The organism is Streptomyces sp. T12 (assembly GCF_028736035.1).
GTDB lineage: Bacteria > Actinomycetota > Actinomycetes > Streptomycetales > Streptomycetaceae > Streptomyces.
Genome location: NZ_CP117866.1, coordinates 3,366,032 through 3,388,366, shown reverse-complemented (window position 1 = coordinate 3,388,366; position 22,335 = coordinate 3,366,032). Strand labels below are relative to the sequence as shown.

Below are 22,335 nucleotides of genomic sequence, written 5' to 3'. Positions count from 1 at the left end.
GCGAGGGGTTTTTTCGTTTCCGGAGAACCGCAGCCGCTGGCAGAGACGACCGATGGAGCTTTGAGGATCATGAGCGAGACGAACCCTGCTGTCACCGCCGAGGTGGCCGCGCCGCACCGCTACACGGCGGCCATGGCCGCCGAGATCGAGGCGCGCTGGCAGGACTTCTGGGATGCCGAGGGTACGTACGCCGCTCCGAACCCCAAGGGCGACCTGGCGGGCGACTCCGAGGTCGTCGCCCGGCCCAAGAAGTTCATCATGGACATGTTCCCGTACCCCTCCGGTGCGGGCCTGCACGTCGGTCACCCCCTGGGGTACATCGCCACCGACGTCTTCGCGCGCTTCCAGCGCATGACCGGCCACAACGTCCTGCACACCCTGGGCTTCGACGCCTTCGGCCTGCCCGCCGAGCAGTACGCCGTGCAGACCGGCACGCACCCGCGCGTGTCCACCGAGGCCAACATCGAGAACATGAAGTCCCAGCTGCGCCGGCTGGGCCTGGGCCACGACAAGCGCCGGTCGTTCGCCACGATCGACCCGGACTACTACAAGTGGACCCAGTGGATCTTCCTGCAGATCTTCAATTCCTGGTACGACGACGAGGCGAAGAAGGCCCGCCCGATCTCCGAGCTGGTCGCCGCCTTCGAGTCCGGTGAGCGTGCCGTACCGGGGCACACGCGCGCGTGGAGCGAGCTGAGCGCCACCGAGCGCGCCGACGTCCTGAGCGGGTTCCGCCTGGCGTACGCCTCCGACGCGCCGGTCAACTGGTGCCCCGGCCTGGGCACCGTGCTGGCCAACGAGGAGGTCACTGCCGACGGCCGCTCCGAGCGCGGCAACTACCCGGTCTTCAAGGCCAAGCTGCGCCAGTGGAACATGCGCATCACCGCCTACGCCGACCGGCTGCTGGACGATCTGGACGCGCTGGACTGGCCCGAGGCCATCAAGCTGCAGCAGCGCAACTGGATCGGCCGCTCCGAGGGCGCCCGCGTCGACTTCCCGATCGACGGCGAGCACATCACCGTCTTCACCACGCGCCCCGACACCCTGTTCGGCGCGACCTACATGGTGCTGGCGCCCGAGCACCCGCTGGTCGAGAAGTTCACCCCGCAGGCCTGGCCCGAGGGCACCCACGACGTCTGGACCGGCGGTCACGCGACCCCTGCCGAGGCCGTCGCCGCCTACCGCGCCCAGGCCGCCTCGAAGTCCGACGTCGAGCGGCAGGCCGAGGCCAAGGACAAGACCGGCGTCTTCATCGGCTCGTACGCGACCAACCCGGTCAACGGCGAGAAGATCCCCGTCTTCATCGCCGACTACGTCCTGATGGGCTACGGCACCGGCGCGATCATGGCTGTCCCGGCGGGCGACCAGCGCGACTTCGAGTTCGCGCGCGCCTTCGAGCTGCCGATCCACTGCATCGTCGAGCCGACGGACGGCCGGGGTACGGACACCTCGACGTGGGAGGACGCCTTCGCGTCGTACGACGCGAAGATCATCAACTCCACCGGTGAGGGTGTCTCCCTGGACGGCCTGGGCGTCGCCGAGGCCAAGGCGCGCATCACCGAGTGGATGGAGCACCAGGGCATCGGCGAGGGCACGGTCAACTTCCGGCTGCGCGACTGGCTGTTCAGCCGTCAGCGCTACTGGGGCGAGCCCTTCCCGATCGTCTACGACGAGGACGGCATCGCCCACTCCCTGCCCGAGTCGATGCTGCCGCTGGAGCTGCCCGAGGTCGAGGACTACTCGCCGCGCACCTTCGACCCGGACGACGCCGACACCGAGCCCGAGACGCCGCTGTCGCGCAACGAGGAGTGGGTCAACGTCACGCTGGACCTGGGCGACGGCCCGAAGCGGTACCGGCGTGAGACCAACACCATGCCCAACTGGGCCGGTTCCTGCTGGTACGAGCTGCGCTACCTGGACCCGCACAACAGCGAGCAGCTGGTCGACGCGGAGATCGAGCAGTACTGGATGGGCCCGCGCGAGGGCCAGCCGCACGGCGGCGTCGACCTGTACGTCGGCGGCGCCGAGCACGCCGTCCTGCACCTGCTGTACGCCCGTTTCTGGTCCAAGGTGCTGTTCGACCTGGGGCACGTCTCGTCCGCGGAGCCGTTCCACAAGCTGTTCAACCAGGGCATGATCCAGGCCTATGTCTACCGCGACAGCCGTGGCATCGCGGTGCCGGCCGCCGAGGTGGAGGAGCGCGACGGCGCGTACTACTACCAGGGCGAGAAGGTCTCCCGGCTGCTGGGCAAGATGGGCAAGTCCCTGAAGAACGCGGTCACTCCGGACGAGATCTGCGCGGAGTACGGCGCCGACACGCTGCGCCTGTACGAGATGGCGATGGGCCCCCTGGACGTGTCCCGGCCGTGGGACACGCGCGCGGTGGTGGGCCAGTTCCGGCTGCTGCAGCGGCTGTGGCGCAACGTCGTCGACGAGACCACCGGTGAGCTGACGGTGGCCGACGCCGAGCCCGACGAGGACACGCTGCGTGCCCTGCACAAGGCGATCGACGGGGTGCGCGGGGACCTGGAGGGCATGCGGTTCAACACTGCCATCGCCAAGGTCACCGAGCTGAACAACCACCTGACCAAGGCGGGCGGGGCGGTGCCGCACTCGGTCGCCGAGGCGCTGGTGCTGATGGCCGCGCCGCTGGCCCCGCACATCGCCGAGGAGCTGTGGCGCAGGCTGGGCCACGAGGACTCGGTGGTGCACCAGGACTTCCCGGTGGCCGACCCGGCGTACGTCGTCGACGAGACCGTCACCTGTGTCGTGCAGATCAAGGGCAAGGTCAAGGCCCGCCTGGAGGTCTCGCCGGCCATCTCCGAGGAGGAGCTGGAGAAGGTCGCGCTGTCCGACGAGAAGGTCGTGGCGGCGCTGGACGGCGCGGGGATCCGCAAGGTGATCGTGCGGGCACCGAAGCTGGTGAACATCGTTCCGGCGTAGGCCTTCGGCGATCGGGCCGGTTCGGACGTGGGCTCGGTGGTCGCCGTGAGGGTGGCGGACGGCTCAGGGGCTGCCGTGAGCGCAGCGGAAGGCTCAGGGGCTGCCTGAGCGTGGTGATTGGCTCGGGGTGATCCCCTACGGGCAGGTTCGGGGTTCTGTTGGAACTCCGGGCCTGCCCGCTGCGTTTACCGTTGAAGAGTGACGCGGTGTGCGTCGCGACCGGTCGGAGGAGGAGCTCGTGGAAGCAGTGATCGCAGTTGTCGCCCTGCTTTTCGTGCTCTTCGTCGTGCTCGGCGCGTATGCCACGGTGAAGGTGGTCGGTGCCGCCAAGCGCCGCGTCGACGAAACCATCACCCACGCCCGGCGTACGGTCGAGGACCACACCCTGCGGGCCAAGTCCTTCGCCCAGCCGGGCCCGGTCGGCGAGATCGCCCAGCTGCGGCTGAAGCTGCGTACCTCCATGCGGGCCACCCAGGACGCGCTGCGCGCGGGCGAGGACGAGTCCCTCAAGGAGTCCCTCGGCCTCTTCCAGCGCCTCAGCGCGCACGGGCACGAACTGGACGCCGAACTGCGGCGCCTGGAGTCCGAGCCGGACCGCGCGACGCTCGGCGAGCGGCTGCCCGACCTGCGCGAGCGCACCGAGCGCATCGTCCAGTCCGCGGATGCGCTGCGCTGGGCGGCCCGCGACCGGGCCCACCGCTTCGCCGGCGACGACCTGGACAGCCTCAGCGCGCAGATCGACGTGGAGACCGGCGCCCTGCGGCACTGGCAGACCACGGAGCCCTCGTCGTCGACGCCGCCGCCCCCGTGGCCGGAGGCCCCGGCCACCGAGGCCGCCGCGACGACCGAGCAGACCTGGCCGGACAGCCCTCAGTCCCAGCGGGCCGAGGAGCCTACGCGGCCCGCCATCACGCCGCCCGGCCCTCGCCCGACCTACCCCTGGCAGAAGAAACCCCGCCCCGAGAGCACGACTTGAGGACGGCTGAGCACGCGCTGATCCGGTCAAGGCATTCCCAGGTGAACGGGGTCGGTCTGCCGCCCGGGCGCTACGCCAGGTAACCTCCAGCTCATGTCCCGCCATGTCGCGATCGTCACCGATTCAACGGCCTACCTGCCGCCGCGGACGATGGAGCGCCACGGCATCACCGCGGTACCCCTGACCGTGGTCGTCGGCGGCCAGGCGCTGGACGAGGGCACCGAGATCTCGACCCGTTCCCTCGCCCAGGCGTTGCAGAAGCGACGCCCTGTCACCACCTCGCGCCCCAGCCCTCAGGTCTTCGCGGAGCATTACCGCAAGGTCGCCGAGTCCGGCGCCACCGGCATCGTCTCCCTGCACCTGTCCGCCGAGCTCTCCGGCACCTACGACGCGGCGGTCCTCGCGGCGCGCGAGGCACCGGTGCCGGTGCGGGTCGTGGACACCGGGATGGTCGCCATGGCGCTCGGCTTCTGCGCGCTCGCCGCGGCCGAGGCGGCGGAGACGGGCGGCACGGTGGACGAGGCCGTCACGGCCGCGGAGAAGCGGGCCGGGGGTACGGCCGCCTACTTCTACGTCGACACCCTCGACTATCTGCGCCGCGGTGGCCGTATCGGTGCCGCACAGGCGTTGTTGGGGTCCGCGCTCGCGGTGAAGCCGCTGCTGCAGCTGGAGGGCGGCCGGATCGGACCGCTGGAGAAGGTACGGACGGCGTCCCGGGCGATCGCCCGCCTCGAGGAGATCGCGGCCGAGCGGGCGGGCAGCGCGCAGGTCGACATCGCGGTGCACCATCTCTCCGCCCCTGACCGGGCGTCGGCGCTGGCGGATCGTTTGCGGGCGCGGGTGCCGGGGTTGGCTGAGCTGCATGTGAGTGAGGTCGGGGCGGTGATCGGGGCGCATACCGGGCCCGGGTTGTTGGGGGTTGTGGTTTCGCCGCGGTGAAGGGGTTGGTCGCGGTGGCGGGCTCTTTGGGGGCCGTCACTCGTGTGGGTGGTGGAGATATCCACAACTGGGCGGTAATCCCCGGGAATTGAGCAAGATCATCGCGAGTGTGGCGAGGTGTCCGATCCTCGTCGCATGGCACTTCGATCACGCACTTGCACCACGACGCCAACCAGTGGCCCGGGCCGAGGCCCCCACTCCGACGGCCGCGCCCGCCACCGACGACGCATGCATGTCCGGGGGCGGGCACGGCAGAACCACGCGTCGGCGGAGGAGTTACGGCGCAGGGCGGAGGTGATTTTCGCCGAACGGGCCGGAGAGTGGCGGGAGTCGGGAGCGGGGACGCCGTCGAGCGGGGAGGAGTATGCCCCGGGTTCGGGTTCGGGTTCCGGTTCGGGGGTGGGGACGGGGGCGGGGGCGGAAGCTGCCTCGCGTGGACCGCGTGGACTCATTTGGGAGGCGCCCGGTTGGCGTGCGGGGGCTGAGGAGTCGGAAGCGGACCTGAGTGGCGCGCCGCGCGCTCGGGCGGCCGTGGGCATGGATGATCGGTACGCCGACTGGTCCGCGGGCTTGGGTGGGCCGCGTGTTGGTGCGGCGAGGCGTACGGATGTTTCGCGGGCTGATGTTTCGCGGGCTGATGTGCCGCGCTCTGAGGTGGCGCTGGGCTCTGGTGTGCTGCTGGGCTCCGGTGTACCGCGCGGTGATACGGCGGTCGGCCCGGACGTGCCGGATGCCGGCGAGGGTGCCGGTACCAGTGCCAGTGCCGGTGCCGCTGCCGGGGCCGGTGACGTGGGTGCTGGGGACTGGCGGGCGCGGGTCGGGCCGGCTCTGCGGGAGCGGATGCCGGTGTGGTTGCAGGCGAGGTGTGGGTTGGAGCGGCGGAGCGTGGTCGCGCTCACCGTGGTCCTCGTCCTTGCCGCCGGGTTCGCCGTGCAGCACTTCTGGGCCGGTCGGGCGCAGTCCGTGCGGGCGCCCGAGGTGGTGCGGGCTGTGGCCCCGCTCGCAGGAGGGGAGCTGGGCAAGGAGGCCGTGGCGGGTGCGTCGAAGGCCGATGCGCCGGGTGCCGTGGGCACGGCCGCGGCGGAGATCGTCGTGGACGTCAGCGGCAAGGTGCGCGAGCCGGGGATCCATCGCCTGCCGGCCGGCTCGCGGGTCGCCGACGCACTGCGTGTGGCCGGTGGGGTGCGTCCCGGCACGAACACCGACGGCCTCAACCGGGCCCGGTTCCTGGTGGACGGCGAGCAGGTGCTCGTCGGTGGTACGGCTGCCGCCCCCGGGGCCGCTGCGGGCACGGGCTCGGCAGGTGCGGCGGTCGCCGGGGCCGCACCTGCCGGGCCGGTCTCACTCAACACGGCCACCGTGGACCAGCTCGACACCCTCCCGGGCGTGGGCCCGGTGCTGGCCCAGCACATCATCGACTACCGCACCCAGCACGGTGGCTTCCGTTCGGTGGACGAGCTGCGCGAGGTCAATGGCATCGGCGACCGCCGTTTCGCCGATCTACGGAATCTCGTACAGCCATGAGGCACGACGTCCGCGCACCCGACCTCGTGCCTTCCCGCGCCGCCGTTCACGCCGCCTCGGGAAACCGGCTCGGCGCCTCCCACCCTCGACAGGAAGGACCGACGGACCTCCGACTCGTCCCACCCGCGCTCGCCGCCTGGGCGACGGCGGCGCTGATGCTTGACGCCCCCACGGTGTGGGTGGGGGGTGCGGTGGTCGTATGCCTGGTCACGGCGGGCGTACTGCTGCTGGTGCGGCGCGGTGGGGTGGGTGATGGTCGTGCGGCGGGGTCTGGGGTGGGTTCCGTGGCCGGGCTGGACTCCGTGCATGGGCGGGATTCCGTGCACAGGCAGGACTCCGTGGCCGGGCGGGATTCCGTGCCCGGGCGGGATTCCGTGCCAGGGCACTTCACGCGGCCGCGTAGGCAGGGCTCAACGCCCCTGCGACTCACTTGGCCGCGTACCTCCGTCGCCGCTGTCCTGCTCTGCGTCGCCGCGGCCGCCGTCTCCGCCGGGCTGCACGGGGCCGATCTGCGGCGGGGCCCGGTGCCCGGGCTGGCGCGGGAGTACGCCACCGTGACCGCCGAGGTCGAGGTCACCTCCGACCCCCGGCTCACCCGGCCCCGGGTCAAGGGGGATCACATGGCGCCGACCGCCGTGCTGATCAACGCGGACGTACGGCGCGTAGAGGAGGCGCACGGCACGGCGGTGATGACGCGGGCCCCGGTGCTGATGATCGTCGACGCGGCGCCGAGGTCCTCTGAGGCGGGGGACGTGGACGGGATGCCGAGGCCCTATGGGTCCGGGGATGTCGACGGGGCGCCGAGGTTTCCTGGGTCTGGGGATGTCGATGGGGCACTGAGGCCCCCTGGGGCTGAGGACGTCGACGAGGCGTCGCCGCCTGGTACCGGCCGACGTTCGCCCTGGCTGAGGCTCCTGCCCTCCACGCGGCTACGGGTGACCGCGACGCTGGCGCCCGCGCTGGCCGACGGGGACCGAATCGCTGCCGTACTGCGGGTGCGGGACCCGGCGGTGCCGGAGATCGTGGGGGAGCCGTCGGCGGCGCAGCGGCTGGCGGGGCGGTTGCGGGCCGGGCTGCGGGAGGCGACCGACGGGCTGCCGGCGGACGCGCGGGCGCTGCTGCCGGGGCTGGTGGTGGGCGACACCTCGCGGATCACTCCGGAACTGGACGAGGCGTTCAAGGAGACCGACCTCGCGCACACGCTCGCCGTCTCCGGCAGCAACCTGACGATCATCCTCGCCCTGCTGATCGGCCCGCCCGGCATGTCCCAGCTGGTCGAGCGCCGTGGTCTCGCGCCCCGCCTCGGCATCTCCCTGCGGACGACCGCGCTGCTCGGCGGAGTGCTCACCCTCGCGTTCGTCGTCGTGTGCCGACCGGACCCGAGCGTGCTGCGGGCCGCGGCCTGCGGAGCCGTCGCCCTGCTGGCCCTGGCGACCGGACGCCGTAGATCACTGATCCCGGCGCTGGCGACGGCCGTACTGCTGCTGGTGCTGTACGACCCGTGGCTGGCCCGCAGTTACGGCTTCCTGCTCTCCGTGCTCGCCACGGGCGCCCTGCTCACGCTCGCGCCCCGCTGGAGCGCGGCGCTGCGGCGGCGCCGGGTGCCGCCGCGGTTGGCCGAGGCGCTGGCCGCCGCGGCTGCCGCGCAGGCGCTGTGCGCGCCGGTCGTGGCGGTGCTGTCGGCCCGGGTGAGCCTGGTGGCGGTGCCGTGCAATCTGCTCGCGGAGTTCGCGATCGCACCGGCCACTGTGCTGGGATTCGCGGCGCTGGCGGCGGCACCGCTCGCGATGCCGTTGGCCAAGGTGCTGGCCTGGTGTGCGAGTTGGCCGACCGGGTGGATCGCGGATGTCGCCCGTACGGGCGCCGCACTGCCCGGGGCGGGAGTGGACTGGCCCGGCAGCTGGACCGGCGCGGCGCTGCTCGCCGTCGCGACGGTGGTCCTCCTGCTCGTCGGCCGACGACTGCTGCGGCACCCCTGGTGGTGCGGTGTCTGCGGGGCGCTGCTCCTGCTGGTGGTCCTGCAGCCGCCACCGCTGACCAGGGTGGTCACGGGGTGGCCGCCGCCCGGGTGGCGGTTCGCGATGTGTGACGTGGGGCAGGGCGATGCGACGGTGCTGGCGGCGGGCGAGGGGACGGGCGTGGTCGTGGACGCCGGACCCGACCCGACACTGGTCGACCGGTGCCTGCGCACGCTCGGGATCACCAGGATCCCGCTCGTCGTGCTGACCCACTTCCACGCCGACCATGTGGCGGGCCTGCCCGGCGTGCTGCGCGGGCGTGCGGTGGGCGCGATCGAGACGACGGGGCACGAAGAGCCCGTGGACCAGGTGGAGTTCGTACGTGGGGAGGCAGCCGCCCGGCGCATTCCGGTGACGCGGGCTGCCGCCGGGGAGGAGCGGCGTACCGGGGCACTGAGCTGGCAGGTCGTCTGGCCGCCGGCACACCCCGCCCTGGCCCCGGACGGCCCGAACGACTCCAGTGTCACCCTGCTCGTCCGCTCGGCCGGGCTGCGGCTCCTGCTGCTCGGGGATCTCGAACCCCCGGCCCAGCGAGCGCTGTTGCGATCGCCGTCGGGGGCGCTGCTGGGCGGCGTGGACGTGCTCAAGGTCGCCCACCACGGCTCGGCGTACCAGGACCCCGAGCTCATACGCAGGGCGGCGCCGCGGCTGGCACTGATCAGTTGTGGTGAGGACAACCCGTACGGACACCCGGCTCCCAGCACCGTCGCGGCGCTGCGGGCGCAGGGCGCGGTGGTGCTGCGGACGGACGAGGACGGGGCGCTGGCGGTCGCGGGTACGGGCGCGGAGCTGCGGGTGGCGGGAGACTGAGGGCATGGATTCCGTTGTGGTTGATGCCTATCTCCGCCGCCTGGGGGTCGAGCACCCGGCGTGGCCTACCGTGGACGTGCTCCGCGAGCTGCATCTGCGCCATCTGCAGACCGTGCCCTTCGAGAACCTGTCGATCCACCTCGGCGAGGAGATCGTGCTGGAGGAGAAGCGGCTGCTGGACAAGGTGGTGGGGGCTGGACGGGGCGGGTTCTGCTACGAACTGAACGGGGCGTTCGGGGCGTTGCTCACCGCGCTGGGTTTCGATGTGACGCTGCTCGCCGCGCGGGTCCACGGGAAGGAGGGGCGGCTCGGGATTCCCTACGACCACATGGCGCTGAAGGTGCGCACGGTGGACGGGGGCACATGGCTGGCGGACATCGGTTTCGGGGCGCACAGTCACTATCCGCTGGCGTTCGAGGCGCGGGGTGAGCAGGTGGATCCGGCGGGTGTGTTCCGGATCGTCGAGGCCGGGCCGGACGCGGCCGGGGTGCGCGGTGGGCACGACGTGGAGGAGGCGGCGGACCTGGACGTCGTCATGGACGGCAGACCGGAGTACCGGCTGGAGCGGCGGCCGCGGGTGCTCGGCGACTTCGTGGCCGGGGCGTGGTGGCACAGCACCTCGCCGGGCTCGCACTTCACGCAGTCGCTGGTGTGCTCGCGGGTGACGGAGGAAGGAGGGCGGATCACGCTCAGCGGGCGCACGTTCAAGGAGACGGCGGCCGACGGGACACGTGAGGAGCGGGAGTTGGGCACGGACGAGGAGGTGCTGCGGGTGTACCGGGAGAGGTTCGGGATCGAGCTGGACCGGGTGCCGACGGTGCGCAAGCCCGACCGGGACGGTTGATAGCGGCCAGTGAGGCTACTCAGGTCGCTCAGGTCGCTCAGGTCGCTCAGGTCGCTCAGGTCGCTCAGGGCGGCGCAGGGCCGCTCGGGGCCACGCCGGCAACTCGTGCGGGGCCCGGCGCAGGTTCGTCTCTCGTGGGTGTCCGAGAATTGCTCCGTGAGTGATGTGAGACATGTGCTGGTGCTGCCCGATCGTGACGCGGCGGAGGAGGTCGCGGAGGCGCTCAGGGAGCGGTTCGGGATCGATGAGGAGCCGCGGCTGGTGCGGGATGCGCTGGCTGGGGAGGACGATGCCGAGGATGCGCAGTGGCTGGTGGTGCTGCGGGACGAGGAGGGGCGGCTGGATCCGGGGAAGCTGGACGAGTTCGCGGGGGAGTGGGACGGCTGGCGGGAGGAGCCGTAGGCCGATCGGTGCCGGTGCCGGCGCAAGCTGGGGGCACGGGTGCAGGCCGGCGGTGACCCGGACGCGCCGCGTTGTCAGTGGCCCGTGCCATGCTTGTCGCGATGGCCAGGAAGACTGCGACTGACGACCTCCTCGCTCCCGTGACTCTCGCCGTGGGTCAGGAGGAGCTGCTGCTCGATCGTGCCGTGCGGGAGGTGGTGGTTGCCGCCAGGGCCGCCGATGCGGACACGGATGTGCGGGATCTGACTCCGGAACAGTTGCAGCCGGGCACGCTGGCCGAGTTGACCAGCCCCTCGCTGTTCGCGGAGCGCAAGGTCGTGGTCGTGCGCAACGCACACGATCTGTCGGCCGACACGATCAAGGACGTGACGGCGTATCTGGGGTCGCCGGCCGAGGAGATCACCCTCGTGCTGCTGCACGCCGGTGGGGTCAAGGGCAAGAAGCTGCTCGACGCCGCGCGCAAGGTGGGGGCGCGGGAGGTCGCGTGCCCGAAGATGACCAAGCCGGCGGATCGGCTGGCGTTCGTGCGCGGTGAGTTCCGGGCGACCGGGCGGTCCGCGACGCCCGAGGCGTGTCAGGCGCTGGTCGACGCCATCGGTAGTGATCTGCGGGAGCTGGCGTCCGCGGTGAGTCAGCTGGTCGCCGATGTCGAGGGGACGATCGACGAGGCCGTCGTCGGACGGTATTACACCGGCCGAGCGGAGGCGTCGAGCTTCACCGTCGCCGACCGGGCGGTCGAGGGGCGGGCGGCGGAGGCGCTGGAGGCGCTGCGGTGGTCCCTTTCCACCGGCGTGGCGCCCGTCATGATCACCAGCGCGCTCGCGCAGGGCGTACGGGCCATCGGCAAGCTGTCCTCCGCACGCGGCGGCCGCCCTGCCGACCTCGCTCGCGAGCTGGGCATGCCGCCCTGGAAGATCGACCGCGTCCGGCAGCAGATGCGGGGATGGACGCCCGACGGAGTGGCGATCGCTCTGCAGGCGGTCGCCGAGGCCGACGCCGGCGTGAAGGGCGGCGGGGACGACCCCGAGTACGCCTTGGAGAAGGCGGTCGTCGCCATTGCGCGAGCGGCGCGGTCGAGGGGGCGGTCCTAGGTCCGCCCGGCGGATCATGCCGTGGCCGCGGGCCTGGCACGCTCTCCCAGCTCTCCCAGCTCTCCCCGCCCTCCCCAAGCTCTTCGAGCGGGGGGCATCCCCCAGCTGCGTCGCCGCCCGTCTCTCACGACCTGATCCGCCGGACAGGCCCCGAGGCCCCGTCGACTCCGTGATCGAGGCGACCGTGGGGACCGAGGTGATCGAGTCGACGAGGTGTCGGTGGAGAGGAGAATCGGGGTATCAGCCGTAACGCATCCATGCGATGGAGAGGTGGCGACGGCCATGGCTGAACACCCGCACGCGGCGCTCGTCCGCAAGGGCTACGACGCCTTCACACGTGGTGACCTGGACAGCATGCGTGGGCTGCTGGCGGGGGACTGCACGTATCACTTCCCCGGCAGCAATGCCCTGTCGGGCGATTACAAGGGTCAGGACGCGGTTCTCGACATGTTCCGGCGGATCTTCGAGGAGACGAACGGGACGTTGCAGGCGGAGCTGCGGCACGTCCTCGTCGACGGCCGGGGGCACGCGGTGTCCCTGCACCACTCCACGGCTGAGCGCCGGGGCAAGCGCATCGAGCAGAACGGGAGCATCGTCTTCCGGATCGTCGGGGACAAGGTCACCGACCTCGACGAGTGCTTCGAGGACCTCGACATGTTGAACAACTTCTGGTCCTGAACCCCTGCCCTGCTCCCACCTGCCCCCACCTGCCCCCCCTGCCCCCCACCTGTCCGAGGGGCCGACCGAGTGATCCAGTGGCCCTTGCCTCCCGGCGGAGGAGAATCGTGCGTATCAGCCGCACCTCGCCGAACTGGGAAAGGTGGCGATCGCCATGGCTGAACACCCTCATGCACAACTCGTCCGCAAGGGCTACGAAGCCTTCTCACGGGGTGACATGGACACCCTGCGCACCCTGCTCTCCGGAGACTGCACGCACCACGTGCCCGGCAGCCACCCGCTCTCGGGTGACTTCAAGGGGCAGGACGCGTGTATCGACATGTACGGTCGGCTGTTCACCGAGACGAACGGGACGTTCCGCGTCGAACTGCGCAACATCCTCGTGGACGGCCGAGGCCATGCCGTGTCCGTGCACGGCTTCACCGCCGAGCGCCAGGGCAAGCGCATAGACGAGAACGGCGCCCTCGTCTTCCGGATCGTCGGAGACAAGGTCACCGACATCGACGAGTGCGTCGAGGACATCGAGAGGGGCAACGAGTTCTGGTCGTGAGCCGTACCCCGTGCATGCCGAAGGCCCCGGCACCCACCCTGGGGAAGGGCGAGGCGCCGGGGCCTTCGGTTGAAGCTGCTGAGCCCGTACCCGCGTGGCGAACGCAGGCCGCGTACAGGCTCGGGGTGCCGGACGGGAGCGGATGAGAGAGGGCCCGCTCGAGTCCCTCCGGCGATCAAATCAAGTGTCAGCCCTTGAGAGCAGAGACCTTCGAAGCCAGCGCCGACTTCTTGTTGGCAGCCTGGTTCTTGTGGATGACGCCCTTGGAGACGGCCTTGTCGAGCTGACGCGCGGCAGCGCGCTGGTACTCGGTGGCCTTCTCGACGTCACCCGCGGCAGCAGCCTCACGGGCCTTGCGGATCGCGGTCTTCAGGGAGGACTTGACGGCCTTGTTGCGCAGCCGAGCCTTCTCGTTGGTCTTGATCCGCTTGATCTGGGACTTGATGTTCGCCACGAATGAGCCTTTTCAGGTTCTGGTACGGGGCCGCACGGGACCCGTACCGGTGATTTTCTGGAGTGTGCCTCGTGCTGAGAGGGCATGAGACACAGCCACCCAGACTACCAGTGGCCCAGCGGACGGCCCAAAACGGTCCCCGGTCGCCGCCCGTGGGACCATGGAAGCTACGTATCGATCCGACCCGAGGCATAAGGCGCCTCAAGAGACAGGACCCTGCGTGCCCGCGACCCCTAACAATGTGCCCGAGCCGAGCCGTACCGACCCGGCTCTGATCCGCAATTTCTGCATCATCGCGCACATCGACCACGGCAAGTCCACCCTCGCCGACCGGATGCTTCAGCTGACCGGCGTGGTCGAGCAGCGGCAGATGCGTGCTCAGTACCTCGACCGGATGGACATCGAGCGCGAGCGCGGCATCACGATCAAGTCCCAGGCGGTGCGCCTGCCCTGGGCTCCGACCCACGAGCCCGGCAACACGCACATCCTCAACATGATCGACACCCCGGGGCACGTCGACTTCACCTACGAGGTCTCGAGGTCGCTCGCCGCCTGCGAGGGCACCGTCCTCCTCGTCGACGCCGCCCAGGGCATCGAGGCCCAGACCCTCGCCAACCTCTACCTGGCGATGGAGAACGACCTCACGATCATCCCGGTGCTGAACAAGATCGACCTGCCGGCCGCGCAGCCCGAGAAGTTCGCCGAGGAGCTCGCCAACCTGGTCGGGTGCGACCCCGACGACGTGCTGCGGGTCTCCGCCAAGACCGGTGTCGGTGTCGACGCCCTGCTCGACCGGGTGGTCAAGGAGGTCCCCGCGCCGGTCGGCGTCAAGGACGCCCCCGCCCGCGCGATGATCTTCGACTCGGTCTACGACTCCTACCGCGGTGTCGTGACGTACGTCCGTGTCATCGACGGTCAGCTCAACAAGCGCGAGCGCATCAAGATGATGTCGACGGGCGCCACGCACGAGCTGCTGGAGATCGGGACGAACTCGCCCGAGATGCTCGGCGCCGACGGCCTCGGCGTCGGTGAGGTGGGCTACCTCATCACCGGTGTGAAGGACGTCCGCCAGTCCAAGGTCGGTGACACCGTCACCAGCCAGCAGAAGGGGGCGACGGAGGCCCTCGGCGGGTACAAGGACCCGAAGCCGATGGTCTTCTCCGGTCTGTATCCGCTGGACGGCTCCGACTACCCCGAGCTGCGCGAGGCCCTCGACAAGCTCCAGCTCAACGACGCCGCGCTGGTCTACGAGCCGGAGACCTCCGCCGCGCTCGGCTTCGGCTTCCGTGTCGGCTTCCTCGGCCTGCTGCACCTCGACGTGATCCGCGAGCGGCTGGAGCGCGAGTTCGGGCTCGATCTCATCGCCACCGCACCCAACGTGGTCTACCGGGTCGTGATGGAGGACGGCAGCGAGCACACGGTCACCAACCCGAGCGAGTTCCCCGAGGGCAAGATCAACGAGGTGTACGAGCCCGTCGTACGCGCCACGATCCTCGCGCCGACCGAGTTCATCGGCTCGATCATGGAGCTGTGCCAGACCCGGCGCGGCACCCTCCTCGGCATGGACTACCTGTCCGAGGACCGGGTCGAGATCCGCTACACCCTGCCGCTCGCCGAGATCGTCTTCGACTTCTTCGACCAGCTGAAGTCCAAGACCCGCGGGTACGCCTCGCTCGACTACGAGCCCACCGGCGAGCAGACCTCCAGCCTGGTCAAGGTCGACATCCTGCTGCACGGCGACAAGGTGGACGCCTTCTCCGCGATCACCCACAAGGACGCGGCGTACGCGTACGGTGTGCGGCTCGTCGCCAAGCTGCGCGAGCTCATCCCGCGGCAGGCCTTCGAGGTGCCCATCCAGGCCGCCATCGGCTCCCGGGTCATCGCCCGCGAGACCATCCGCGCCATCCGCAAGGACGTCCTCGCCAAGTGCTACGGCGGCGACATCTCCCGTAAGCGCAAGCTGCTGGAGAAGCAGAAGGAAGGCAAGAAGCGGATGAAGATGGTGGGTTCCGTGGAGGTTCCGCAGGAGGCCTTCATCGCCGTACTGAGCAGCGATGACAGCGCGGGGTCGGGCAAGGGCAAGAAGTAACCGCTGGTAACGCCGGGTGGCCTGGCAAACCGGTGCAACAGGGGCCCGTCGTACGCAAGTGCGGCGGGCCCCTGCGTGTACGGCGGGTAGCCCTCTGGAGGAAGTGACAGGCCGCTGCCCCTTACGCGGTGGCCGGTCGGCCTTTACTCTGATCCCTGCTCGATAGTTACTCGCGAGTTAAACAACGGCTCGCGAGTGAAAACCGCCGTTATGAGCCGGCCGAAAAGCCGGCTATTGAGCCAGCCGCACAGTCGCGGGCCCCCGGAGGATGTCGTGAGCGACACACAGACACTGATCGAGAACCGTCCGCCGAGCGTGGCGACCCTCTTCCTGGAGCGCGTGGCGGCCACACCGGACGCAGAGGCATATCGCCATCCCGTGCCGGCGGCCTCCGGGCAGGGCCCGGACGAGTGGAAGTCGCTGAGCTGGGCGCAGGCCGCCGAGCGGGTCTACGCGATCGCGGCCGGCCTCATCGAGCTGGGCGTCCAGCCCGAGCAGCGGGTGGCCCTCGCCTCCTCGACCCGGATCGAGTGGATCCTCGCCGACCTGGGCATCATGTGCGCCGGCGCGGCCACCACCACCGTGTATCCGCAGACCAACGCCGACGAGTCGGCGTTCATCCTCTCCGACTCCGAGAGCCGGGTCCTCATCGCCGAGGACGCGGCGCAGCTGGCCAAGGCGCGGGAGAAGCGCGCCGAGCTGCCGAACCTGACCCACGTCGTCGTCATCGACTCGGCCGGCGTCGAGACCGCCGACTGGATCCTCACCCTCGACGAGCTGGAGAAGCGCGGCGCGGCCCGGCTGGAGAAGGACGCCGACCTGGTCAAGGAGCGGGTCGGCGCGATCACCAAGGACCAGCTCGCCACCCTCATCTACACCTCCGGCACCACCGGCCGCCCCAAGGGCGTACGGCTGCCGCACGACAACTGGTCCTACATGGCGAAGGCCATCGCCGCGACCGGGCTCGTCAGCCAGGAGGACGTGCAGTACCTGTGGCTGCCGCTCGCCCACGTCTTCGGCAAGGTGCTCACCTCAGGGCAGATCGAGGTCGGCCACGTCACCGCCGTCGACGGCCGTGTCGACAAGATCATCGAGAATCTGCCGGTCGTGCAGCCGACGTACATGGCCGCCGTCCCGCGCATCTTCGAGAAGGTCTACAACGGGGTCGCCGCCAAGGCCCGCGCGGGCGGTGGCGCCAAGTACAAGATCTTCCAGTGGGCCGCCGAGGTCTCCCGCGAGTACGCCAAGGTCACCCAGGACAACTTCCGGCGCACCGGCACGCACTCCGCGCCGTTCGGGCTCGCGGCCAAGCACAAGGTCGCCGACGCGCTCGTGTACGCCAAGATCCGCGAGGCCTTCGGCGGCAACCTGCGCGCCTGTGTGTCGGGCAGCGCCGCCCTCTCCCCGGAGATCGGTTACTTCTTCGCCGGCGCCGGCATCCACATCCTCGAGGGCTACGGGCTCACGGAGTCCTCGGCCGCGTCCTTCGTGAACCCGGGCGAGGCCTACCGCACCGGCACGGTCGGCAAGCCGCTGCCCGGCACGGAGGTCCGCATCGCCGATGACGGGGAGATCCTGCTGCGGGGTCCCGGCATCATGGAGGGCTACCACGGGCTGCCGGACAAGACCGCCGAGGTGCTGGAGAGCGACGGCTGGTTCCACACCGGCGACATCGGCGAGCTGTCCCCGGACGGGTACCTGCGCATCACCGACCGCAAGAAGGACCTCATCAAGACGTCGGGCGGCAAGTACATCGCGCCCGCCGAGGTCGAGGGACAGTTCAAGGCGGTGTGCCCGTACGTCTCCAACATCCTGGTGCACGGGGCCGACCGGAACTTCTGCACGGCGCTGATCGCGCTGGACGAGCCCTCGATCCTGGCGTGGGCCGAGGAGAACGGGCTCTCCGGGAAGCCGTACGCGGAGGTCGTCGCCGCCCCGGCCACCGTCGAGATGGTCGACGGGTACGTCAGGAAGCTCAACGAGGGGCTTCAGAAGTGGCAGACCATCAAGAAGTTCCGGCTTCTGCCGCGGGACCTCGATGTGGAGCACGGGGAGATCACGCCGAGCCTGAAGCTGAAGCGGCCGGTGGTGGAGCGGGAGTACAAGGGGCTGATCGAGGAGATGTACGCGGGTACGCGCGAGGCGTAGCGCCGTAACGGAGGGGTGGCGGAGGACTGCCGGCGGCTGCGGGTGGTACGTGGTTGCTCGCGCAGTTCCCCGCGCCCCTTTGGGTCGGGACGCGCATCCCTAACCGACAAGTCGGCGTATCTCGTGGACCCTGGCGCGCAGGTCCGTCAGGTTCGCGGGAGTGTCACCGGAGAGTTGGTCCTCCAAAGCTGCCAACTGAGCGCTCAGCTCTCGGCTGTGTACGTGCTCGCGACTCAGCAGGCGCTCCAGCTGCCTGTTCTTGCGGTGCAGGTCGAGGAAGACGCTGACCTTCGCGCGCAGCACCCACGGATCGAACGGCTTGGTCAGGTAGTCCGCGGCGCCCGTCGCGTAGCCGCGGAAGGCGTAGCCCGGTTCGTCCTCCGCGCCGGTCAGGAAGATGATCGGGACGTCCTTGGTCTGGTCGAGCCGTTTGATGTTCGTGGCGGTCTCGAAGCCGTCCATGCCGGGCATGCGGACGTCGAGGAGGACGAGGGCGAAGCGTTGCCGTAGCAGCGCCTTCATCGCCTCCTCGCCCGAACGGGCGCGCACGAGCGGCTCGTTGAGGGACCCCAGGACGGCCTCCAGCGCGATCAGGTTGTCCTCCATGTCGTCGACGAGGAGGATGCCGGCACGCTCGTCGGTCGTTGCCTCAGCGGTCATGGTGAATTGGCCTCATTCAGTCGTCGGCGGTACCGCCGGTTCCTCGGTGGGGGCGTCCTTCGCCGTACCGTCCGCGCCCTCGGGGTCCAGGAGGTCGCAGACGACGGTCAGGAGCTGATCCACGTCCACCGGCTTCGGTACGTAGTCGTTGGCGCCCCGCGCGATGGATTTCTCCCGGTCTCCGGGCATGGCCTTCGCCGTCAGCGCGACGATGGGCAGGTCCGTCCAGCGCGGGGTGCGGCGGATGGCGGAGATCGTCTCGTAGCCGTCCATCTCCGGCATCATGATGTCCATCAGGACGAGTTCGACGTCCGGGTTCCGTTCCAGCGTCTCAATGCCCTCGCGGCCGTTCTCGGCGTACAGGACCGGCATGCCGACCCGGCCCAGGACATGGGTGAGCGCGAAGACGTTGCGGATGTCGTCGTCCACTATCAACACCCGTCGGCCGGGGAGCACCCGGCCTGCCCGGCCCGTCTGCCACGTCTCCAGCTTGGTCGGCGTCGGCCAGGAGTCGTCCGCGTCGTGGGTGCTCGAGAAGCGCTCGGTCGACAGCTGCTCCGGCACCGGCAGCGGACGGTCCTCGGGCACCGGGCCGGTCGCCGCGTGGCCGGGGCTGACGACCGGGACGTACAGCGTGAACGTGGAGCCCTTGCCGGGCTCGCTCTCGGCGACGATACGGCCGCCCAGCAGGCCCGCGATCTCCCGGCTGATGGACAGGCCGAGGCCCGTTCCGCCGTACTTGCGGTTGGTCGTGCCGTCGGCCTGCTGGAACGCCTCGAAGATCACCGGGAGCTTCTCCTGCGCGATGCCGATACCGGTGTCGGACACCGCGAACGCGATCACCTCGTCGCCCTCGCGGACGTAGTGGTGCTCGGGGTCCTTCAGCCGGTTCACCCGTAGCTCGACCCGGCCCGTCGCGGTGAACTTGATCGCGTTGGACAGGAGGTTGCGCAGGATCTGCTGGAGGCGCTGTTCGTCCGAGTACATATCGCGCGGCACGTCCTCGCCGACCGACACCTCGAAGGCGAGCCCCCGGTCCAGGGTGAGCGGGCGGAACGTGGCGTGGACGTAGTCCAGCAGCTTGATGAGCGGCAGCTTCTTCGGGCGTACGTCCATCCGGCCGGCCTCGATCTTCGACAGGTCCAGGATGTCGTTGATCAGCTGGAGGAGGTCCGAGCCGGAGCGGTGGATCGTCGTCGCGAACTGCACCTCCTGGTCGGAGAGATGGCCGTCCGGGTTGTCCGACAGCAGCCTCGCCAGGATCAGCAGCGAGTTCAAAGGCGTGCGCAGCTCGTGCGACATGTTCGCCAGGAACTCCGACTTGTACTGCGAGGACGTCGCGAGAAGTGCTGCCTTCTCCTCCAGTTCGGCGTTCGAGCGCTGCAGCTCCGCCTGCTGCATCTGGAGTTCGTCCGAGCGTTCCTGGAGCTGCATGGCCAGGCGCTGGGACTCGCCGAGCAGGGACTCCGTACGGGAGTTGGCGATGATGGTGTTGATCGCGACGGCGATGGTGTTCACGAACTGGTCGAAGAACGCCAGGTGCACGTCGGAGAAGCGGGAGAAGGACGCCAGCTCGATCACGCCGAGGAGCTTGTCCTCGAAGAGGATCGGGATGATGACGACGCTGGTCGGGGCCGCCTCGCCGAGCCCGCTGTTGATCTTGATGTAGTCCGGCGGGGCCTCCTCGACGAGGATCCGCTTCTTCTCGCGGGCCGCCTGTCGGACCAGGCCGTGCACCGGGAGGCCGCCGGTCTCGATGGTCGTGCCCTGGGCCGAGCCGTACCCGGCGATGAACGCCAGCCCTTTCGTGGGGACGGTGGGGCGCAGAGAGGTGCTCTCCTCGTCCGGATCGGCCAGGAAGAACGCCCCGTACTGGGCGTTCACCAGCGGCGTCAGCTCGCGCAGCAGCAGGTCGGCGACCTCCATCAGGTCGCGGTGGCCCTGCATCAGGGCGGCGAGGCGGGCCAGGTTGGACTCCAGCCAGTCCTTCGCGCGGGTCGTCTCGCGCAGGTTGGCCACCATCAGGTTGATGTTGTCCTTCAGCTCGGTGACCTCGCCCTGGGTCTCCACGGTGATCGAGCGGGACATGTCACCCTGGGCCACGGCGGAGGCGACCTCGGCGATCGCGCGGACCTGGGTGGTCAGGTTCAGCGCGAGCTCGTTCACGTTCGTCGTCAGGCGCTTCCAGGTGCCGTAGACGCCCTCCACCCGTGCCTGGCCGCCCAGTTGGCCCTCGGAGCCCACCTCGCGGGCCACGCGGGTGACCTCGGAGGAGAAGGAGGAGAGCGTGTCGACCATCGTGTTGATGGCGGTCTTCAGCTCCAGGATCTCGCCGCGCGCGTCCACGTCGATCTTCTTGGAGAGGTCGCCGTTGGCGACTGCGGTGGTGACCTGGGCGATGTTGCGCACCTGGGAAGTGAGGTTGTCGGCCATGTAGTTGACGTTGTCCGTCAGGTCCCGCCACACGCCGGAGACGCCCAGCACCTGGGCCCGGCCGCCGAGCCGGCCGTCGGTGCCGACCTCGCGGGCGACCCTCGTCACCTCGTCGGCGAAGGCCCGCAGCTGCTCCACCATCGTGTTGACGGTGTCCTTCAGCTCCAGGATCTCACCGCGCGCGTCGACGGTGATCTTCTTGGAGAGGTCGCCGTTGGCGACGGCCGTCGTCACCTGGGCGATGTTCCGTACCTGCGAAGTGAGGTTCAGCGCCATGAAGTTGACGTTGTCGGTGAGGTCTTTCCAGACGCCGGAAACTCCCCGGACCTGGGCCTGACCGCCGAGGTTGCCTTCGGTGCCGACCTCGCGGGCGACGCGGGTGACCTCGTCGGCGAAGGCGGAGAGCTGGTCGACCATCGTGTTGATGGTCGACTTCAGCTCCAGGATCTCGCCCTTCGCCTCGACCGTGATCTTCTTGCCGAGGTCGCCCTGGGCCACGGCGGTGGAGACGAGGGCGATGTTGCGGACCTGGGAGGTCAGGTTGTCCGCCATGAAGTTGACGTTGTCGGTGAGGTCCTTCCAGACGCCGGAAACTCCCCGGACCTGGGCCCGGCCGCCGAGGTTGCCTTCGGTGCCGACCTCGCGGGCGACGCGGGTGACCTCGTCGGCGAAGGCGGAGAGCTGGTCGACCATCGTGTTGATGGTCGACTTGAGTTCGAGGATCTCGCCCTGGGCGTCGACGGTGATCTTCTGGCTCAGGTCGCCGTTGGCCACGGCGGTCGTCACCTGGGCGATGTTGCGGACCTGGGAGGTCAGGTTCGACGCCATGAAGTTGACGTTGTCGGTGAGGTCCTTCCATACGCCGCTGACGCCCCGCACCTGAGCCCGCCCGCCCAGCTGCCCTTCCGTGCCCACCTCGCGGGCGACACGGGTCACCTCGTCGGCGAAGGCGGAGAGCTGGTCCACCATCGTGTTGACGGTCAGCTTCAGTTCGAGCAGCTCGCCGGTCGCCTCGACGGTGACCGTGCGGGTCAGGTCGCCGCGGGCCACCGCCGTGGTCACCAGGGCGATGTCGCGCACCTGCGCCGTCAGCCGGGACGCCATCGTGTTGACCGCCTCGGTCACGTCCCGCCAACTTCCCGACAAGCCCTGCACCTTGGCCCGCCCGCCCAGCCTGCCCTCGGTGCCGACCTCGCGGGCGACGCGGGTGACCTCGCCGGTGAACAGGGAGAGCTGGTCGACCATCTTGTTCACGGCCCGGCCAAGGCGGCGCAGGTCACCGCGCAACTGGCGGCTGCCGTCGTGCAGATCGACGCGCTGGGTGAGGTCGCCGCCGGCCACCGCGTCGAGCACGCGCGTCGCATTCGCCGCCGGGGCCACCAGGGCGTCGAGCACGTGGTTGACGTCGTTGACCCGGGTCGTCCAGTCGCCCGGCCCCGGGCTCGCCGAGAGCCGCTCGTCGAGCCGGCCGTGCCGCACCAACTCCCGCTTGACTCGCTGCACTTCACGGTTGAAGTGGGTGCTGCGGTCCATGATCTGGTTGAAGACCGCCGTCAGCTCGGCCACCACTCCCTCACCGGCCTCCGGCAGCCTGCGGAAGTCGCCGTCGCGGGCCGCGGTCATCGCGGCGAGCAGCGGGCGCAGTTCCGATGCTCGAATTTGACCGTCTTTCTGTCCGTCTTCGAGCACACGCGTAGCACGGTTCTCACTCATGGCGGCCCACTTCGGTAACTCGGTGCTTATGGGCGTGGCCAGTCTGTCACTCTGTCGGCGTCG

15 protein-coding genes are annotated in these 22,335 nt (G+C 70.0%); 12 read left to right on the top strand and 3 right to left on the bottom strand.

Going from position 1 to position 22,335, the window contains the following annotated elements; genetic code table 11:
• The first annotated feature begins 69 nt into the window (after window positions 1–69).
• The 10 genes from leuS (at window position 70) to PBV52_RS15035 (ending at window position 12,775) form a co-directional block, all read left to right on the top strand.
• Window positions 70–2,943 carry a leucine--tRNA ligase gene (gene leuS, locus PBV52_RS15080; protein ID WP_274238875.1) on the top strand — a complete coding sequence of 958 codons (2,874 nt, stop codon included), beginning with the start codon at window positions 70–72 and terminating at the stop codon, window positions 2,941–2,943.
• A gap of 238 nt (window positions 2,944–3,181) precedes the next feature.
• On the top strand, window positions 3,182–3,919 hold the full coding sequence (locus tag PBV52_RS15075; RefSeq protein WP_274238874.1) for a hypothetical protein: 738 nt from the start codon (window positions 3,182–3,184) through the stop codon (window positions 3,917–3,919).
• A 93-nt stretch (window positions 3,920–4,012) separates the two neighbouring features.
• Window positions 4,013–4,858 carry a DegV family protein gene (locus PBV52_RS15070; RefSeq protein ID WP_274238873.1) on the top strand — a complete coding sequence of 282 codons (846 nt, stop codon included), beginning with the start codon at window positions 4,013–4,015 and terminating at the stop codon, window positions 4,856–4,858.
• 639 nt (window positions 4,859–5,497) lie between these two features.
• On the top strand, window positions 5,498–6,382 hold the full coding sequence (locus tag PBV52_RS15065; RefSeq protein WP_274238872.1) for a ComEA family DNA-binding protein: 885 nt from the start codon (window positions 5,498–5,500) through the stop codon (window positions 6,380–6,382).
• A complete protein-coding gene (locus tag PBV52_RS15060; RefSeq protein ID WP_274238871.1) occupies window positions 6,379–9,210 on the top strand; it encodes a ComEC/Rec2 family competence protein in 2,832 nt (943 codons plus the stop codon). The genes PBV52_RS15065 and PBV52_RS15060 overlap by 4 nt, the downstream gene beginning before the upstream one ends.
• Before the next feature lie 4 nt (window positions 9,211–9,214).
• On the top strand, window positions 9,215–10,054 hold the full coding sequence (locus PBV52_RS15055) for an arylamine N-acetyltransferase (protein WP_274238870.1): 840 nt from the start codon (window positions 9,215–9,217) through the stop codon (window positions 10,052–10,054).
• Window positions 10,055–10,210: 156 nt separating this feature from the next.
• Window positions 10,211–10,456: a hypothetical protein gene (locus PBV52_RS15050; protein ID WP_274238869.1), complete on the top strand. Its 246-nt coding sequence runs from the start codon at window positions 10,211–10,213 to the stop codon at window positions 10,454–10,456.
• A gap of 101 nt (window positions 10,457–10,557) precedes the next feature.
• Window positions 10,558–11,547: a DNA polymerase III subunit delta gene (gene holA / locus PBV52_RS15045; protein ID WP_274238868.1), complete on the top strand. Its 990-nt coding sequence runs from the start codon at window positions 10,558–10,560 to the stop codon at window positions 11,545–11,547.
• A 282-nt stretch (window positions 11,548–11,829) separates the two neighbouring features.
• On the top strand, window positions 11,830–12,225 hold the full coding sequence (locus PBV52_RS15040) for a nuclear transport factor 2 family protein (RefSeq protein WP_274238867.1): 396 nt from the start codon (window positions 11,830–11,832) through the stop codon (window positions 12,223–12,225).
• A 154-nt stretch (window positions 12,226–12,379) separates the two neighbouring features.
• Window positions 12,380–12,775: a nuclear transport factor 2 family protein gene (locus tag PBV52_RS15035; RefSeq protein WP_274238866.1), complete on the top strand. Its 396-nt coding sequence runs from the start codon at window positions 12,380–12,382 to the stop codon at window positions 12,773–12,775.
• Window positions 12,776–12,962: 187 nt separating this feature from the next.
• On the opposite strand, the gene rpsT is transcribed toward PBV52_RS15035, so the two are convergent.
• The gene (rpsT, locus tag PBV52_RS15030) at window positions 12,963–13,229 is read right to left on the bottom strand and encodes a 30S ribosomal protein S20 (RefSeq protein WP_274238865.1); all 267 of its coding nucleotides are present in this window, start codon (window positions 13,227–13,229) and stop codon (window positions 12,963–12,965) included.
• A 220-nt stretch (window positions 13,230–13,449) separates the two neighbouring features.
• Here rpsT and lepA point away from each other — a divergent pair, with 220 nt between their 5' ends.
• Together lepA and PBV52_RS15020 are read left to right on the top strand one after the other, a co-directional pair.
• Window positions 13,450–15,318, top strand: coding sequence for a translation elongation factor 4 (gene lepA, locus PBV52_RS15025; RefSeq protein ID WP_274238864.1), 1,869 nt, complete (start codon window positions 13,450–13,452; stop codon window positions 15,316–15,318).
• Window positions 15,319–15,591: 273 nt separating this feature from the next.
• Window positions 15,592–17,466 (top strand): long-chain fatty acid--CoA ligase, encoded by a 1,875-nt coding sequence (locus PBV52_RS15020; RefSeq protein WP_274238863.1) that lies wholly within the window; start codon window positions 15,592–15,594, stop codon window positions 17,464–17,466.
• A gap of 99 nt (window positions 17,467–17,565) precedes the next feature.
• Here PBV52_RS15020 and PBV52_RS15015 read toward each other — a convergent pair whose 3' ends face one another.
• Window positions 17,566–18,126, bottom strand: a complete 561-nt coding sequence (locus PBV52_RS15015; protein ID WP_274238862.1) for a two-component system response regulator — start codon at window positions 18,124–18,126, stop codon at window positions 17,566–17,568.
• A gap of 12 nt (window positions 18,127–18,138) precedes the next feature.
• Entirely contained in the window at window positions 18,139–22,272 is a 4,134-nt protein-coding gene (locus tag PBV52_RS15010; RefSeq protein WP_274238861.1) for a HAMP domain-containing protein, read from the bottom strand.
• Window positions 22,273–22,335: the final 63 nt, after the last annotated feature.